The sequence below is a fragment of the Thermococcus sp. genome (assembly GCF_027023865.1).
Lineage (GTDB): Archaea > Methanobacteriota_B > Thermococci > Thermococcales > Thermococcaceae > Thermococcus.
In genome coordinates, this window is the sequence record NZ_JALVUC010000020.1 from 1 (window position 1) to 14,519 (window position 14,519).

The following is a 14,519-nucleotide window of genomic DNA, read 5'->3' on the forward strand; positions in this document are numbered from 1 at the left end:
TCTTGTGTCGATGTTATTTGTCCTTTTGAGTTTGACACAGTTCTTTATTGCTTCGTATTCTTCTTTTGTGATGATTTTTGCCTCGTACATGTATTTTGCAAGGCTTCTGAGTGCGAGTCGTTGATTCTTCGAGCCGTCTTTCATTTGTAGTATATCATTGAAGGTTTGTACTTTTTTGAGTGCGTTTTCATACTCAATGAGCGTCTTTTTTGACAGGTGCTGCATTCCCCATTTCTGCCATTCTCCAATCAGTCGTTCTTTTTCCAAAAGGAGCATTTTGAGAGGCTCACATTTTTCCAATTGGCCGTTTGTGAGTGTTCCATAGCCTGATAAGCGGGAGGTCCGGGGTTCGAAGCCCCGCGGGCCCACCATCGAAACTTTGCTGGGCAGAGTTTCATCAAAGTTCGTAGCTCTCTTTCTAAAGTTGAATCTCAAGTGATTTTCTTTACTTCTTTCTCCCGAAAGCCTCGTTCTTTAGGGCGGGGAGGAAGTCAGGACTTTTAGCTTTTGAAACGATGGAGTAATAATTATTACGTACGAAACCTATTTAAGCCCCATACGGATACCTTCCCTTGGAGATAGAGGCTATGAGGGCGATCATAATGTGCGCCCAAGTGGCGAGAGGATATTATGCATTCTGGCAAAGATTCTTCAAAGAAGTCCCCCCGTGTTCACGGATATCACCTCCCTATCAGATGCATTTGAAAAAATACGAACACAAATAGATAAAAACTCCGATGAGATCCTACAGAAACTCCTAAAGATCACTCCTGAAGAGGCAACCAAAGAATCTTATGAGAGGGCAATAAGAGATATCCACGATATTATCATCTCTGAAATGTCTCAATTCTTAGATGAGCTCATAGAAGCCGCAGAAAACAACTACATGCGTCCAGAAGAGGTCAAAGAGGAAATTCTCAATATTCTAATTCCTGAGATAGTAAAACTTCAGGCCCAAATGAATGAATCAAACACAAAGCTATGGGAAAAAGCGTTAAACAAAGATACTCTGACTGAGGAAGAGATTAAACAATTCGAAACCCTTGACAAATTCTTATTCCTCGAATCAAACATCCTCAGGATAATGGCAGAGAACAGGGATCTTAAAACCATGGAGGAACTAATTGGATACTCCCTCCTCTTGCTTCTGAGAGTCCTAAAGCTTGTTGAGGAAAAAAGAGACATAGCCAAACTTGAAAAAGACTTTAAAATCGTTGCAGAGAAAATAAAGTCCCTAAATCCTGAACCAAGAGCAATAGATGACTACTTCATTGACGAACTCCTAGAAGAGTGATTCCCTAACCCAAGGAGGACAAAACATGTTCGAACAGGGTGAAATATGGACGGCACCATTTCCCTACTATGAACTCCAGAATAACACGGCATACAAAAGACAGTTCGTTTTAAAAGACAAAATACGGCCCGTCATAATAGTCTCAGAGAGTAACTTCAATTCAGACAAGTTAGATGTCATAGTCTGCCAAGTCTCCCGACACAAAGACTATCGGATACTAACCCTACGTCCGGAACTCAAAAAGAGATTGATAATAATCTCAAACTCCAACCTAATACCCGGGACAGGAAACCTAAGAAACATAAGTATCATCAAGCCATTTAAATTATTCACCCTTCCCAAAGACCTCGTTCTAAATGGAAAACTGATCGGAAAACTCGACCAGCAAACACTCCAACAACTATTAAACAACATCCACAGCCTCTTTTAGCTCCTTGTCCCTAAGGGTAAACCTTACGAGGAATCTAACCATAAGAACAGTCTGCAAAATCATCACAGCCGAGGTGATCCCATGAAAGAAACCAAAGAACCACTAGCGAAGTTTCACGCGAAACTTGATCCAAAGGTAGGGTCCTGAAAAAGCTCCTAGCCCTCGGTATGGTTTACGAGGATCGTGGGATGTACAAACTCTCCGAGCGCTTCTCAGAGCGTATGGAAAACCTAGCCAAGATGTGGAAGTTTGAGATCGGCAAAGTCGCTGAACTGTGGTGAAGACCATGACCACAGTCCTAATAACTAACCAGGAGCCGCTTCATCGAGGAGGCGGTTATCATGAGGCTTTCGCATGAGAACTTGCTTTCTGGAGAAGTGAGGACGATTCTGGCGGGCCGGGCGGGATTCGAACCCGCGGCCACGGGGTTAAAAGCCCCGCGCTCTAACCAGGCTGAGCTACCGGCCCATTCCAAGGGGATACATGTGGGGAGATTTTATAAGCTTTGCCCCGTCCGTCGGCCCCATTAAAGGAAAAAATTTATAAATCCCCTCCTTCATCTATCAGCGGGTACAGCCCCGTGGTGTAGCGGCCAAGCATCGGGGACTCTGGATCCCTGGACCGGGGTTCGAATCCCCGCGGGGCTACCATTTAAACCCCGTCTTCGCTTTTCGAACCTCATGTTATACCTCGTATTGTAATCCTCACTATAATGGTTTCTTTATGTCTGTGGGATTTTTCTGTGTGTTCCATCTTCAGGTCTTTAACTCATGGAATTTTCTTACATTATTTTTAGGATATTGGAAAAACTCCAAGTCCTGTTTAAGAACCCCCGTTATGAAACGCTCTCATACTATCGCTTTTGTGGCTTATCTGCTTGATAAGACCCGTTTTTTGGATATCATAATTTGAGCGTTGTGATCGGTGAATAAAACTTTTTAGGAACTCTTAAATAAGATGGCGTCCAACTCTAATCAACATCCGGGTGTTACACACCGCGGGCTTAATGTGGGGTGATGGCATGAACGGTTCAGTGGACTTGGAGAGTGAAATCAGAGGCATGCTCCGCGCCCATGGGGAACTTAGCGTTGCGTTCATAACGAGGTTCCTCCATGAGAGGGGCCTGGACTGCACGAGGCAGGGGGTAGAAAGGGTTCTCAGGCGACTCGTTAGAAAGGGTGTGGTCGAGGCTTTCTACACAAACGGAAATCAAAGGAAGCACTACAGGTTAAGGTGAAAAACGTGGGGACCTCTTCGGTCATACTAGGAAACAGCAGGAGGATGCTGATGATAGAGTTCCTCCAGAACAGGGAGGGGCGAGCGGAGCTCAGGGAAGTGGTTGACTTCATTGCAGAGAAGGAAGGCGCGACCGACAGGAAGCACAGGAAGAGCGTTTACGTGAGCCTCGTCCAGACCCATATCCCGCGACTCCAGAGGGAGGGGGTTATCTCCTTCGATAGGGGCACCGTCACACTACTGAGGATACCCGACGACGTGACCGTCTATATGGAGGTCGTGAAGAGGAATGACATAAGCTGGAGTGCCTTCTACACGGGTACCTCGCTCATCTTTCTCCTCACAGGTTTTTACCTCGGAAACGTCCACCTTATCTTCGCGTCACTCGTGTACCTCATTATCAGTTTTGTGCACCACCGGCGGGTTAGGCGGCTGGTGTGAGTTTTTCAGAGCTTCTTCAGGTAAGCGAGGCCTTTTACTGGGAGTAACGTAACGTTACCCCACCGGTAACCCGGAATTTACTATATACCTTTGAGGCTAAGTTTGATGTGGAGCAACCTTAGGGGGTTGCCCGCCTAAGGGGCACTGCTGTGATGCAGGGCCAAAGCTGTGTGTGTTCGTGGCACCGAGGGGTTCTAAAACCCCCGCACCCAGGTTTGATCTGGTCCACGGTGCCTCCAAACGGAGGCGAAAAAATTGAGAAAGAATCTTGCTTTGGGAATTTTTGGCCTGCTGGTGGCCTTTGGTCTCGTTTTGGGAGCCGGAGCCAACTTCAGGGATTACAACGCAGACAGGAGCGTCCACTGGAATATCGTGAGTGACGACAACGAGCTTATTGACCTCACCCCGATCCAGCCCTACGCGTACATAAACAATGGCGGCGTCCTCGTCGTTGATATAAGCCCGAACAATCCGAACTGGCCGGGCTACGGAAACGGACTCAGCCCGAACTCAGAGTACAACTTCGATGAGGTCTTCCAGGTAAGCAACCACCTCTGGGAGAACAACATGTCAATTGTTGTCAGGATAACCAACGCCAACACCGCGATCCAGTTCTACGGTGCAGACATGAACGTACACGACAGTGCAAACGGCACAGTTGTTTACGCCAGTGACATGGCGAAGAACGACGTCTGCTTCATCGTGAACAACGGCGACGCAGTTAAGGTTGGAATGGACTTTACGGTTGGAAACGACGCTACAAACACCACTCAGAGCAGTACCATCCACATACAGGCCTACAGACTCGGCACCGAGCCGTCGGAGCTTGTTGGAAAGTGCGGACAGGGGAACAACTGAAGGAGGAATGAAGCATGAATAAACTACTTGGATTGGCCGTACTTATGATTGGAATGCTCCTAGCGGTTGGAGCGGGTGCGAACTTCCGCTACTACTCAGCGGACAGATCTGCATCATTCCAAGTCGTCTCGGACGACAACGAACTTATTGACCTTACTGCACTTCAGCCCTACGTGACCTACGACGCTGGAAAGCTCTACGTCGACATAAGCCAGTACAACCCCAACCACCCTGAGGGCGGCGGAAACGGCATGAGCCCGAACACGACCTACGTCTTTGAAGAAATGTTCCAGGTAAGCAACCACCTCTGGGAGAACAACCAGACCAACTACCCGATCTGCGTCAAGATAAAGAGCGACCACGACAACGTACTGCTCTTTGCAGGGAACTACACCAGCCCGATAGCGGGTCCAGGTGACAACATAGAGTTCACAGTCGAGCACGGCAACCCAGTCCCCATAGGCATGATCTTCGACAACACCAACGCTACCGAGGGCATGGATCAGTTTCAGATGAGCTTTGAGGCACACGCAGGTGCATGCGGGCCGTGATTTCAGTCTGAGGCTTTTGCCTCCCACATTAACTTTGTGAATTGAATCGGTTTTCATAGCTCTCATACGCTCTAATCCGACGGCTCGTGCCGCGCTGTAAGGAAGGGATATCCATGAAAGGATTGGTAAAAAACATTACGATAACCTTATTGCTCATGTTCCTGACCGCCTCAGTGGCGGGTTTTCTGCTCGACAGGCCTATTCTGATTTCCTACGCATACTCCGAGAGCATGACGCCTACAATAAACAAGGGCGACCTCTTTTTCATAAACCCGCTCTCAAGGACCGGAGACGTTGGGGACATCATAGTATTCCACAGGCGCGACGGCTGGACCGTCCACAGGATATTTGCGGTTTCTGAGAACGGTTACCTGACGAAGGGAGACAACAACGTGGCCACAGACCAGCAGGATGGGATCTACCCCCCCGTCAAACCCTCCGATGTCGCCGGAAAGGTGATAACCCTCTCTGGCCATCCACTAGTCATAAGGGGAGGGGGAGCGTTCATAGAGTCAATGAGGAAGCGCCTGACGAGCGTCTATGCCGTAGTCATTTTCCTCATCCTCGGTGCCTTCCTGACGTTCTCCGGAGGGGGGAAGAAAAGAAGCCACTCGAAGAGAAGGAAGTTCATCCGCGTTAGGGCGAGAACCCTCTACGCCGTTCTGTCCGTCGGAATCATTGCCGGCTTTATCTTCGTTACCGTGGCGTCGTGGGGCACCCTCGCGTTCACTTACTCCTCAACCCTTGCCGGCGGTCAGAAAGAGGGCTGGTACCTCCCAGGGAGTTCCTTCGAGAGAAACCTTACTGTAAAGAACAGCGCGGTATATCCATTCTACTACTTCGTCGGGGAGAAAGGGGAAGGGGCGGAAATCACAAACGCAAGGGCATTCAAGCTAGGCGGCGGTTCCTTCCACAACGTAACGGTGGACGTCAAGGTCCCAGCCGATACGAGGATCTACCGTGTGGAGGTGGCGGTTCGCTCCTATCCAGCCATACTGCCGGGGAACCTTGTGGCGGCACTCTACGGGGCGAATCCTTACCTTCCTTTGGTCGCTTACTCGGCCGAGCTGGCCCTAGTTCTCCTAGCCTTTTACCGACTGGCTGACATAGCGGACGGCGATGTTCTTAGAATACGAACCAGGAGGAGAAGCCTCCTGAGCAAACTCATGGGGGATGGTTGATATGAGGACACTTTTCCTGGCTTTGGCGTTCATCCTTGGTCTCCTCCTGGTGGTGGGATCGAGCGGGAACTTCCAGGGCTACAGCTCGGTCAGGGACGTTTCGGTGGACATCGTGCCGCACGACCAGGAGTACGTTGGGTTCAGGTGTAACGATGGTTATGCGGCGGTCGTTACGGTGGGCCAGAACTCCACCGAGAACTTCGGTGCACTGACGGTCATGAACTACCTGCCCGGAAACCATGAGGTAGCTGTGGCAGTTGAGCCGGATTACTCGTTGCTTCCCACAGGATTGGACGTTGAGGTTGAGACTGAAAATGGGGGTTCGGCCGTTCTCTCACCTGGAGAGGAGCGTACTCTGATTGGAAGGGTTACCGCAGGGAACGTAAGTCCCGGGACGTACATAATCCCGCTTGGCCTCTACGCCAGCTGGGACGGCGGCTCGGCATCGCTCTCACCCTGTCCGATTAAGGTCATTGTGAGGGGCGATCCGAAGATAGAGAAGACCCTCATCTTCGGAAACGCGACCGTTGAAAGGGGGGCGAGGGGTCCATGGACTTTCAGGATAACCGTTACGAATCCCACCTCCGAGCCGCTTGAGCTTACGGTGACCGACTTCATTTCCACCGACTTCCGGATCGTCCCCTGTGGGATTAGGGCAAGTTCAGGCTCCTATTTCCTCGCACCCTCTGGCTGCGGTTGCAGGAGGGGAACCAGACTGGTCTGGTACGTTAGGGTTCCGGCAGGGGGAAGCGAGCACATCGACGTTACGGTGCGGGCCGGACACTGCGGGCTTTCGTGTGGAACCCACACCCTCAACTCCGGTGCGAGGATTGAGGGGTATGGGATAGTGAGCAACGGCCTGAATGTGAGGGCCGTTTGCAATGGAACTAGTTTTTCGGAGGAGGATGATTCATGATAAATTTCAGGATTGAACGGAGCAGGGCGATTACCATTGCACTCGTCGCTTTTATAAGTCTGGCAGTTCTTTTTGGCGGTTATTCGGCCGCGGCTTACCTAAAGAGTCCTACAACGACGGAGGTTTCTTACAGGACACTCTACGTTGAGAGGGGAAGTCTGAGTCATATGGGATTCTTCTCGAACGAGACGGTCTACAGAAACGGGACGCCGCTTGGATACTACCCGGAGAAGATAACCCGCGAGATAAGGGGTGCCTATGACTACTCCACAAGCCCCCCTGAAAGAGGAACCTACAGCGCGGTGCTGAGGGCTGACTACTACGTTACCGCCAACAAGAAGCGCATATCCCTGAAGAACACGACGATAAAGCGCTGGGAAGGGGACTTTTCAGGCTCGTTCTCGATTCCGGTTAACTTCAATATGACCAAACTCACCGGCGCCCTTGCTGATCTTCGCGAGGGAACGGGCCTTTATCGAGCGGCCTCGGATGTCTACCTGATCGTCAACGTCAGCGTTCCCGGAAGGAAAACCTTCACCCAGAGGATAAATCTCATCAGGAACACCGCTGGAATGTTGGCCCTTGAAGGATCATTGAAGTCCTACAAGAAGGTCGGTAGAACTGTCAACACGACGGTAAACACCTTCAGTTTCTTGGGAAAGAACGTTCCAGTCTCGACCGGGAGGACGGTCTTTCCGGCTATGGCCTTTGCCTTTGCCCTTCCACCGCTGGGCTTTACTTACACAAGGCGGGAGAGGAAGCCGAAGGATGAGCTTAAGGGCCTGAGGAAGTTCGTGGTTGCGGGAACCCCGAGTGGAGTTCCGGATGACCCGATCGAGCTTGACTCCGTTGAAGACCTTGAGAGGGTCTTTGACCTCGTTGACAAGCCGATAGTGCACCGCGTTGAGAACGGGGAGGACGTTTACTCGATAACCGACGGTGAGGTGGTTTACGAGTACCGGGCTGGAAACAACGGCGCCAGCTGATTGCTTTTCTCCCCCTCCCGACCAAAACTTTAAAAGCACTATCTGAAAGCCTAACTGTAGAGTTGGTGAGAGGTGATTAGAAATGAACCCATTCCATGACATAGAACCCGGACCGAACGCTCCGGAGGTTGTCAACGCCGTTATAGAGATCCCTAAGGGGAGCAGGAACAAGTACGAGCTTGACAAGAAACACGGCCTCATAAAGCTTGATAGGGTGCTCTACAGTCCGTTCTTCTACCCGGTTGACTACGGGCTCATCCCGCAGACATACTACGATGACGGCGACCCCTTTGACATCATGGTAATAATGCGTGAGCCGGTTTACCCGCTCACCCTCATCGAGTCCAGGCCGATAGGCATAATGAAGATGAACGACAGTGGCGACAAGGACTGGAAGGTCTTGGCCGTTCCGGCTGATGACCCCTACTTCAAGGACTGGGAGGACATCGACGATGTCCCAAAGGCCTTCCTCGACGAGATAGCCCACTTCTTCCAGAGGTACAAGGAACTCCAGGGCAAAACAACCAAGGTCGAGGGCTGGGGCAACGCCGAAGAGGCCAAGAAGGAAATCCTCCGCGCCATAGAGCTTTACAAAGAGAAGTTTGGGAAGAAGGAATGACCTCTTCTCCCTTCTTACCTTTGGGAGGTTGAGGCATGTACAAGCTCCTAACGATTAAGGACGTCGTCAGGATTCCGCCCAGGATGTTCACAATGGATCCGAAGGAGGCCGCCAAGGCAGTGCTCCGCGAGGCCTACGAGGGTATCTACGACCGTGACGAGGGCGTAGTTTTGGCCGTTATGGACGTCAGGGAGGTCGGCCAGGGCGTTATCGTTCCCGGAGACGGTGCCACCTACCACGAGGTGATCTTTGATATCATCGTCTGGAAGCCGGAGATGCACGAGGTCTTTGAGGGTGAGGTAATAGACGTTGCCCCATATGGAGCGTTCATCAGAATTGGCCCGATGGATGGCTTAGTTCACATCAGCCAGCTCATGGACGACTACGTTGTCTTTGATGAAAAGAACAAGCAGTTCATAGGCAAGGAGACCAACAGAACCCTCAAACTCGGCGACTACGTCAGGGCTAGGGTCATAGCGGTCAGCGTCAAGAGCCGTGTCATAAGGGAGAACAAGGTCGGCCTCACCATGCGCCAGCCAGGTCTCGGAAAGAGGGACTGGATAGAGAGGGAGAAGCGCAAGGAGAAGGAGGCGTGATCCATGGCCAAGGAGCGTGCCTGCAGGCACTGCCACTACATCACCACGGAAGACTGCTGTCCGATATGCGGTAGCAGGGACCTCAGCGACGAGTGGTTCGACCTGGTTATAATCACCGACCCCGAGAAGAGCATGATAGCCAAGAAGCTGGGGGTTAAAGTTCCCGGCAAATACGCGGTAAGGGTTAGATGATGAGGTTCGTGCTCACCCCAGAGCTTCGCGCTGCCCTGAAGGAACCAATGGGTGAGATTATACGGGGCGAGATTCCGGAGCCTTACCTCAAGATAATGGACGAACTGAAGCGCGCCCCGTTCTTAGTAACTGTCGGTGATGTAGTTACTGAGAACGTCCTCCGGCTCGGTATCAAGCCGAGTATGGCCATCTACGACCACAGAACGGAGAGACGGGACTACACTCCCAATATCGAGACTGATGCGGTTCTCATGACTGTCCAAAATCCCCCAGGGACGATAACGAAAGCTTTATTAAACGCAATCAGAAAGGGCTTTGGGCTGGCCGGACGTGGGAGGCGCGTTTACCTAAGCGTGAGCGGTGAGGAAGACCTAGCCGCGATTCCGGCAGTCCTCTACGCCCCCGTTGGCTCGGTAGTACTCTACGGCCAGCCCGACGAGGGGGTAGTGCTTATAAGGGTAACACCCGAATGCAAGCTCAGATGCGGGAAGCTCATGTCCAAGATGGAGGTGGTTCACGATGGAGATTAAGGTTACCGAAATGAAGGAGAACAAGCTCCTCAGAAGGAAAGAGATACACTTTGACGTCCTTCACGAGGGCGAGCCTACCCCGAGCAGGGAAGCGGTGAAGGGCAAGCTCGTCGCCATGCTAGACCTCGACCCCGAGACCGTTGTTGTCCAGTACATCCGGAGCTACTTCGGAAGCCACGTCAGCAAGGGCTACGCGAAGGCCTACGAGAGCAAGGAAAGGCTCCAGTATATCGAACCCGATTACGTTCTCCTTAGGAACGGGTTCATCCAGAAAGAGGAGGAGTGAGGTGGTCTGAATGGCGAAGGGCAAGAAGAAGACCAGTCAGAAGTGGAAGCTCTACGAGGTTAAGGGTAGGAAGATCGTCAGGAAGAACAAGTTCTGCCCGCGCTGCGGGCCTGGAGTCTTCATGGCCGAGCACAAGGACCGCTGGAGCTGCGGCCGCTGTGGCTACACCGAGTGGAAGAGGAAGTGACTTCCTTTTCCCCCTACACGCTTTTCTACTCCTTCCGGTGTTTCATATGCCCCTTTACTACGGCCTGAACATCAAACTTCATCCTCAGGTGTACGAGCCTGCCGAGGACACCTTCCTCCTCGCTGAGAATCTAACGGTTAGAGAGGGTGACCTCGCCCTCGACATGGGAACCGGGACGGGTTTGATAGCCCTCTTGATGGCGAGGAAAGCTCAGTTCGTCCTCGGCGTTGATGTAAACCCTTTAGCAATTGAACTGGCCAAAGAAAACGCCCGGCTGAACGGTATCAAAAACGTTGAGTTCTGCGTGAGCAACCTCTTTGAGCGGGTTGGCGGAAAGTTTGACGTCATAACCTTCAACGCTCCCTACCTGCCCGGTGAGCCAGAGGAACCGATAGACTTGGCCCTCATCGGTGGGAAAACCGGACGGGAAGTTCTCGATAAGTTTATCGGGAAGTTGCCCCATTACCTTAAGCCCGGTGGAACCGTCCAGATAGTCCAGAGTTCGATAACCGGTGTGGAAGAAACCCTAGAGGGGCTGGAAAAAGCTGGATTGACCACTAAGGTCACCACTAAGATGCACGTCTTCTTTGAGGACATCGTTCTTATAAATGCTCAGGCTAAGTGGTAGCGCCTGATCTCGAGGATGAGTTTAACCCTCGGTTTTTCGGTCCTCTCCTCTGGTTCCTCGAGTGGTCCCATTTCAGCGGCCTTTTCCTTGAGTGGGAGTTCAGGTTTTATTCTCTCGAACATGATGACTGACACGGCTCAGACCTTTTAAACCTTTCGGGGATTGCCGAACTGAGTTTCGACGGTAAATGACCGTTCCACAAAACCGGCCCATCACATTTTTAAAAGGCTCGTCCAAAGCCAGCCCAGAGAGGGATTAGGTGAGACTAATGGCGATAACGTTCGTATCCAACCCCAACATGCCTGAGGAAATAACCGAACTCTTTAAGAAGCAGCACTACGCTTTAGTGGGCAGGCACAGCTCGGTGAAGCTCTGCCACTGGCTCAAGGAGAGCCTGAAGCACGACCGTTTCTGCTACAAGCAGAAGTTCTACGGCATAGCGAGCCACCGCTGTTTGCAGATGACGCCGGTTACCGCCTGGTGCACCCACAACTGCATATTCTGCTGGCGCCCGATGGAGGGCTTCCTGGGGACGGAACTTCCCCAGCCATGGGACGACCCTGCATTCATAGTTGAGGAGAGCATCAAGGCCCAGAGAAAGCTCCTCGTCGGCTACAAGGGCATGCCCGGCATAAACATGAAGAAGTTTGAGGAGGCGTGGAACCCGAGGCATGCTGCCATAAGTCTCTCCGGCGAGCCTATGCTCTACCCCTACATGGGCGACCTCGTTGAGGAGTTCCACAAGAGGGGTTTTACTACCTTCATAGTCACCAACGGAACCGTTCCTAAGAGACTCGAGGAGATGAAGCGCGAGGACAAACTCCCGACCCAGCTCTACGTCTCGCTGACCGCCCCTGACACCGAGACCTATAACCGCGTCAACGTCCCGATGATTCCGGACGGCTGGGAGGGGATAAAGGGAACCCTCAAACTAATGAACGGCCTGCCGACTAGGACAGTGGTGAGGATAACCCTCGTCAAGGGCGAGAACATGAACAATCCAGATGGCTACGCGAAGCTAATCAAAATAGCGAACCCGATGTTCGTGGAAGCGAAGGCTTACATGTTCGTCGGCTTCTCCCGGAACAGGCTTACCATCAACAACATGCCGCGCCACGAGGAGATCAGGGCCTTCGCGGAGGAGCTTGTGAAGCGCCTGCCGGGCTATCACATCGAGGATGAGTACGGGCCGAGCAGGGTTGTACTCATAATGCGCGACGACGTTGACCCAAGCGGCCGCGGCACGGAAGGGCGCTTCGTAAAGCTCTGACGATCTCTCCTTTTCCCCTGTGGAAAAGTTTATTTATTTTCATGGTCTAAGGTGCTTAGGTGTGATGAAATGGGTAGGAGAATAATCCCGTTACTCCTGATTATCCTGGTTTTAATCCCGTACGCGAGTGCGGCCAGCGTTATCGATGAGTCCCAGCCATTCCTCAATCCCGCGATTGACTACACGAACGAGGTTCCCCAGGAGGCTCTCCTGCTTGCGGCGTTAGCATCGACTGTTGGGAAGACTGTGAACACCAGTGTCGCCGCTGCCACCGTTCTTGATGCGGTTAACACACTCGAGAGCTGGCAGAATCCGGACGGCGGCTGGGGCTATTACAGAGGGAGCATCAGCACCCCACAGGATACTGCCTTGGCCATAATAGGTCTGACCACCGCAAAGCCGGTTGTGGAGAAGTACGCCGGTGAATCTGCCTTCAATGCCCTCGACACCAGTCTCCGCGACGGTAGGGCTTACCTCCTTGGCTCCTTCGAGGGAAAGGGATGGGGCTACATCAAAGATTCGCCCATTGAGTTCTACCCGACGGTTCTCTCGCTCTGGGCGCTTGGTGAGCTTGGTCTCAACATCAACAACAGCCTGGTCGTTGACTCCGCCTCCGACTACGTTGCCAACTTCACCGACTTAAGCCCCGACTACCTTGCCCTCAGGCTCATCGCCTTTAAAGCAATCGGTCACAAGCCCGTTGAAGGGGATCTCCAGAGATGTAGTGAACTCTTAGGTAGCGGCAACCTGAGCGGGCTTGAGCGGGCCATGCTGACCTACGCCCTGGTTCTCTACGAACCCTTTGGCTTTGACACAGCCAAGGCCCTCACCGTTCTTGAGGAAGAAGGCCAGCACAACGGCACTTACTTCATTCTCAGCGGCAGCGGTGCCTTCCTCAACGTTGATTCCTTAACCCCGACAGCCTATGCGGTTATGGCTTTCTCCCTGCTCGCCGACGAGCTTTCCAAGGGAACTTTTACCAGTCCAAAGTCAGTTCTCTGCTCTGAGCTTATAAAGAGTCAAAACCCGGACGGTGGCTGGGGAATCTATGCTGGAGGTGCCTCCTCCGCTAAAGCCACCTATTACGCGGTTGAGGCCCTCCACTACTGCACACCATTACCGGAGGGTGTTAAAAAAGGAATCGCTTGGGCGAGGGAGCACCTGGAGTCCGCGGAAGACAACGCCCTCAGGGCAGGAACCATAACCGAGGACTACTACTACACGGTCCTCACCCTCGCGAGGTTTGGGAACCTCAGCGACTCGGAGAGGGTTGAACTCATCAACTTCACCCGGTCCCTTGAGTACGCCCCCGGACAGTGGAGGGGCCTCTTCTCAATCCCCCAGCCCTACGAGACGGCAATGGGCCTCTCCCTACTTCAGGCCCTGGGAGACCGCTCAAGCCGTGACGTTACCGCTGGAAAGAAGTGGCTGCTCTCCCTCACTAAGGGGGGCTGGGGCATCATCCTAAACCCCCTCTTTGGTGTAATGACCGCCGAGAACGTTCCCACTACCGTTATGGTCCTTGAAGCGCTCTCAAACGTCTCCACGCCGGAGGAGCTGAAGCCCCACCTTGACTGGCTCCTCTCCCAGAGACTTCCGGACGGTGCCTGGGGCTACTTCAGGGAGAGCACCAACATGCTCGGTCAGGTTTTCACTGGAACTCCATCGGTTGAATACACCGCCAGGGCCGCGTTCCTCTTGGAGAGTTTTGGTTACAATGTGATGCCCTCCGTGATCAACTGGACCCTGAAAAACCTTAATCTAACTACGACGACCGTTGACAAGGCACTCGCCCTCGAACTCATACGGAACGTTAAAATAATCCCTGAGGTTTCGATCTACGAGGTCATCAACGCCCTCTCAAGTGGGGTGTGGGAGGTCAACTATCTCGAACCCTACGCAAACGTTGCATCCGTGATTGGAGATGCAGTCTCGGCCGTTGGTGCCACCGTTGAACTCAAGGAAGGCTCGCTGGACTTTGAGGAGGGCAACCACATCGTGCTAGCCCCCTTTGGTTCGTTCAACGTTTCAAACTACAACAGTGGGCTTTCGGTGGTTCTCAGCGGCAACCAGGTCATTATCAACGGGAGGGCATACCCCGAAACCACCACGATCCTCATAGCTCCCGGAAGGACGCAGAACGGCTACGTACTGGCGGTTCTCTTCGATCCGAAGAACATCGGGGCTGTGGAGACCATATTCAGCTCGGGGATGTTCAAATACCTCCATGGGAATTACCTCATCCTTCGGGCCAGCGACATCAATGGGGACGGAAAGATAGAGCCAAACGAGATAATCCCCTTAGTGGCGGGGTGAGC

19 protein-coding genes, 2 tRNA genes and 1 pseudogene are annotated in these 14,519 nt (G+C 52.5%); 19 read left to right on the top strand and 3 right to left on the bottom strand.

The features are described from left to right. Positions 1-372: pseudogene (locus tag MV421_RS08140) on the bottom strand (hypothetical protein); the annotation flags it as partial. A gap of 232 nt (positions 373-604) precedes the next feature. On the opposite strand from MV421_RS08140, the gene MV421_RS08145 reads away from it, so the two are divergent. Together MV421_RS08145 and MV421_RS11070 are read left to right on the top strand one after the other, a co-directional pair. Next, on the top strand, positions 605-1,294 hold the full coding sequence (locus MV421_RS08145; protein ID WP_297503653.1) for a hypothetical protein: 690 nt from the start codon (positions 605-607) through the stop codon (positions 1,292-1,294). 25 nt (positions 1,295-1,319) lie between these two features. After that, positions 1,320-1,724, top strand: a complete 405-nt coding sequence (locus MV421_RS11070; RefSeq protein WP_297503651.1) for a type II toxin-antitoxin system PemK/MazF family toxin — start codon at positions 1,320-1,322, stop codon at positions 1,722-1,724. Positions 1,725-2,114: 390 nt separating this feature from the next. Here MV421_RS11070 and MV421_RS08150 read toward each other — a convergent pair. Continuing rightward, positions 2,115-2,192 (bottom strand) — tRNA-Lys (locus tag MV421_RS08150). Between the two features lie 106 nt (positions 2,193-2,298). Between MV421_RS08150 and MV421_RS08155 the strand changes: the two genes are divergently transcribed. From MV421_RS08155 to MV421_RS08225, 15 genes are all read left to right on the top strand, one after another. After that, a tRNA-Gln gene (locus MV421_RS08155) sits at positions 2,299-2,374 on the top strand. Between the two features lie 371 nt (positions 2,375-2,745). After that, positions 2,746-2,961 (top strand): BlaI/MecI/CopY family transcriptional regulator, encoded by a 216-nt coding sequence (locus tag MV421_RS08160; RefSeq protein WP_297420887.1) that lies wholly within the window; start codon positions 2,746-2,748, stop codon positions 2,959-2,961. Positions 2,962-3,011: 50 nt separating this feature from the next. After that, positions 3,012-3,401: a hypothetical protein gene (locus tag MV421_RS08165; protein ID WP_297420891.1), complete on the top strand. Its 390-nt coding sequence runs from the start codon at positions 3,012-3,014 to the stop codon at positions 3,399-3,401. Positions 3,402-3,656: 255 nt separating this feature from the next. After that, positions 3,657-4,259: a DUF1102 domain-containing protein gene (locus MV421_RS08170; RefSeq protein WP_297420885.1), complete on the top strand. Its 603-nt coding sequence runs from the start codon at positions 3,657-3,659 to the stop codon at positions 4,257-4,259. Between the two features lie 14 nt (positions 4,260-4,273). Continuing rightward, positions 4,274-4,810 carry a DUF1102 domain-containing protein gene (locus MV421_RS08175; RefSeq protein WP_297420883.1) on the top strand — a complete coding sequence of 179 codons (537 nt, stop codon included), beginning with the start codon at positions 4,274-4,276 and terminating at the stop codon, positions 4,808-4,810. 113 nt (positions 4,811-4,923) lie between these two features. Then, the gene (locus MV421_RS08180; RefSeq protein WP_297420881.1) at positions 4,924-5,991 is read left to right on the top strand and encodes a signal peptidase I; all 1,068 of its coding nucleotides are present in this window, start codon (positions 4,924-4,926) and stop codon (positions 5,989-5,991) included. Then, positions 5,984-6,907 carry a hypothetical protein gene (locus MV421_RS08185; protein WP_297420879.1) on the top strand — a complete coding sequence of 308 codons (924 nt, stop codon included), beginning with the start codon at positions 5,984-5,986 and terminating at the stop codon, positions 6,905-6,907. The genes MV421_RS08180 and MV421_RS08185 overlap by 8 nt, the downstream gene beginning before the upstream one ends. Further along, positions 6,904-7,893: a DUF5305 family protein gene (locus MV421_RS08190; RefSeq protein ID WP_297420877.1), complete on the top strand. Its 990-nt coding sequence runs from the start codon at positions 6,904-6,906 to the stop codon at positions 7,891-7,893. Before MV421_RS08185 ends, MV421_RS08190 begins: the two co-directional genes overlap by 4 nt. A gap of 82 nt (positions 7,894-7,975) precedes the next feature. Continuing rightward, entirely contained in the window at positions 7,976-8,512 is a 537-nt protein-coding gene (locus tag MV421_RS08195) for an inorganic diphosphatase (RefSeq protein WP_297420875.1), read from the top strand. Between the two features lie 35 nt (positions 8,513-8,547). After that, positions 8,548-9,108, top strand: coding sequence for a DNA-directed RNA polymerase (locus MV421_RS08200; protein WP_297420872.1), 561 nt, complete (start codon positions 8,548-8,550; stop codon positions 9,106-9,108). 3 nt (positions 9,109-9,111) lie between these two features. After that, the gene (spt4, locus tag MV421_RS08205; RefSeq protein WP_297504074.1) at positions 9,112-9,300 is read left to right on the top strand and encodes a transcription elongation factor subunit Spt4; all 189 of its coding nucleotides are present in this window, start codon (positions 9,112-9,114) and stop codon (positions 9,298-9,300) included. Continuing rightward, positions 9,297-9,830 (top strand): GTP-dependent dephospho-CoA kinase, encoded by a 534-nt coding sequence (locus tag MV421_RS08210; protein ID WP_297420867.1) that lies wholly within the window; start codon positions 9,297-9,299, stop codon positions 9,828-9,830. Before spt4 ends, MV421_RS08210 begins: the two co-directional genes overlap by 4 nt. Beyond that, a complete protein-coding gene (locus MV421_RS08215; protein WP_297420865.1) occupies positions 9,820-10,116 on the top strand; it encodes a 30S ribosomal protein S24e in 297 nt (98 codons plus the stop codon). The genes MV421_RS08210 and MV421_RS08215 overlap by 11 nt, the downstream gene beginning before the upstream one ends. 10 nt (positions 10,117-10,126) lie before the next feature. Continuing rightward, positions 10,127-10,303 carry a 30S ribosomal protein S27ae gene (locus MV421_RS08220; RefSeq protein ID WP_297420863.1) on the top strand — a complete coding sequence of 59 codons (177 nt, stop codon included), beginning with the start codon at positions 10,127-10,129 and terminating at the stop codon, positions 10,301-10,303. Between the two features lie 46 nt (positions 10,304-10,349). Next, on the top strand, positions 10,350-10,931 hold the full coding sequence (locus tag MV421_RS08225; RefSeq protein WP_297420861.1) for a HemK2/MTQ2 family protein methyltransferase: 582 nt from the start codon (positions 10,350-10,352) through the stop codon (positions 10,929-10,931). On the opposite strand, the gene MV421_RS08230 is transcribed toward MV421_RS08225, so the two are convergent. Then, entirely contained in the window at positions 10,916-11,053 is a 138-nt protein-coding gene (locus MV421_RS08230) for a hypothetical protein (protein ID WP_297420859.1), read from the bottom strand. The genes MV421_RS08225 and MV421_RS08230 overlap by 16 nt on opposite strands. A 146-nt stretch (positions 11,054-11,199) precedes the next feature. On the opposite strand from MV421_RS08230, the gene twy1 reads away from it, so the two are divergent. Beyond that, positions 11,200-12,201 carry a 4-demethylwyosine synthase TYW1 gene (gene twy1 / locus MV421_RS08235; RefSeq protein WP_297504079.1) on the top strand — a complete coding sequence of 334 codons (1,002 nt, stop codon included), beginning with the start codon at positions 11,200-11,202 and terminating at the stop codon, positions 12,199-12,201. A gap of 69 nt (positions 12,202-12,270) precedes the next feature. Continuing rightward, positions 12,271-14,517, top strand: a complete 2,247-nt coding sequence (locus MV421_RS08240; protein WP_297504082.1) for a prenyltransferase/squalene oxidase repeat-containing protein — start codon at positions 12,271-12,273, stop codon at positions 14,515-14,517. The last annotated feature ends 2 nt before the right edge of the window (positions 14,518-14,519 follow it).

What these genes read in the sequence shown, in the direction of transcription:
- MV421_RS08230 (WP_297420859.1), bottom strand. Translation starts at nt 11,053, where the DNA reads ATGTTCGAGAGAATAAAACCTGAACTCCCACTCAAGGAAAAGGCCGCT.
- MV421_RS08200 (WP_297420872.1), top strand. Translation starts at nt 8,548, where the DNA reads ATGTACAAGCTCCTAACGATTAAGGACGTCGTCAGGATTCCGCCCAGG.
- MV421_RS08225 (WP_297420861.1), top strand. Translation starts at nt 10,350, where the DNA reads ATGCCCCTTTACTACGGCCTGAACATCAAACTTCATCCTCAGGTGTAC.
- MV421_RS11070 (WP_297503651.1), top strand. Translation starts at nt 1,320, where the DNA reads ATGTTCGAACAGGGTGAAATATGGACGGCACCATTTCCCTACTATGAA.
- MV421_RS08175 (WP_297420883.1), top strand. Translation starts at nt 4,274, where the DNA reads ATGAATAAACTACTTGGATTGGCCGTACTTATGATTGGAATGCTCCTA.
- MV421_RS08165 (WP_297420891.1), top strand. Translation starts at nt 3,012, where the DNA reads ATGATAGAGTTCCTCCAGAACAGGGAGGGGCGAGCGGAGCTCAGGGAA.
- MV421_RS08220 (WP_297420863.1), top strand. Translation starts at nt 10,127, where the DNA reads ATGGCGAAGGGCAAGAAGAAGACCAGTCAGAAGTGGAAGCTCTACGAG.
- MV421_RS08185 (WP_297420879.1), top strand. Translation starts at nt 5,984, where the DNA reads ATGGTTGATATGAGGACACTTTTCCTGGCTTTGGCGTTCATCCTTGGT.
- twy1 (WP_297504079.1), top strand. Translation starts at nt 11,200, where the DNA reads ATGGCGATAACGTTCGTATCCAACCCCAACATGCCTGAGGAAATAACC.
- MV421_RS08240 (WP_297504082.1), top strand. Translation starts at nt 12,271, where the DNA reads ATGGGTAGGAGAATAATCCCGTTACTCCTGATTATCCTGGTTTTAATC.
- spt4 (WP_297504074.1), top strand. Translation starts at nt 9,112, where the DNA reads ATGGCCAAGGAGCGTGCCTGCAGGCACTGCCACTACATCACCACGGAA.
- MV421_RS08180 (WP_297420881.1), top strand. Translation starts at nt 4,924, where the DNA reads ATGAAAGGATTGGTAAAAAACATTACGATAACCTTATTGCTCATGTTC.
- MV421_RS08190 (WP_297420877.1), top strand. Translation starts at nt 6,904, where the DNA reads ATGATAAATTTCAGGATTGAACGGAGCAGGGCGATTACCATTGCACTC.
- MV421_RS08215 (WP_297420865.1), top strand. Translation starts at nt 9,820, where the DNA reads ATGGAGATTAAGGTTACCGAAATGAAGGAGAACAAGCTCCTCAGAAGG.
- MV421_RS08210 (WP_297420867.1), top strand. Translation starts at nt 9,297, where the DNA reads ATGATGAGGTTCGTGCTCACCCCAGAGCTTCGCGCTGCCCTGAAGGAA.
- MV421_RS08195 (WP_297420875.1), top strand. Translation starts at nt 7,976, where the DNA reads ATGAACCCATTCCATGACATAGAACCCGGACCGAACGCTCCGGAGGTT.
- MV421_RS08160 (WP_297420887.1), top strand. Translation starts at nt 2,746, where the DNA reads ATGAACGGTTCAGTGGACTTGGAGAGTGAAATCAGAGGCATGCTCCGC.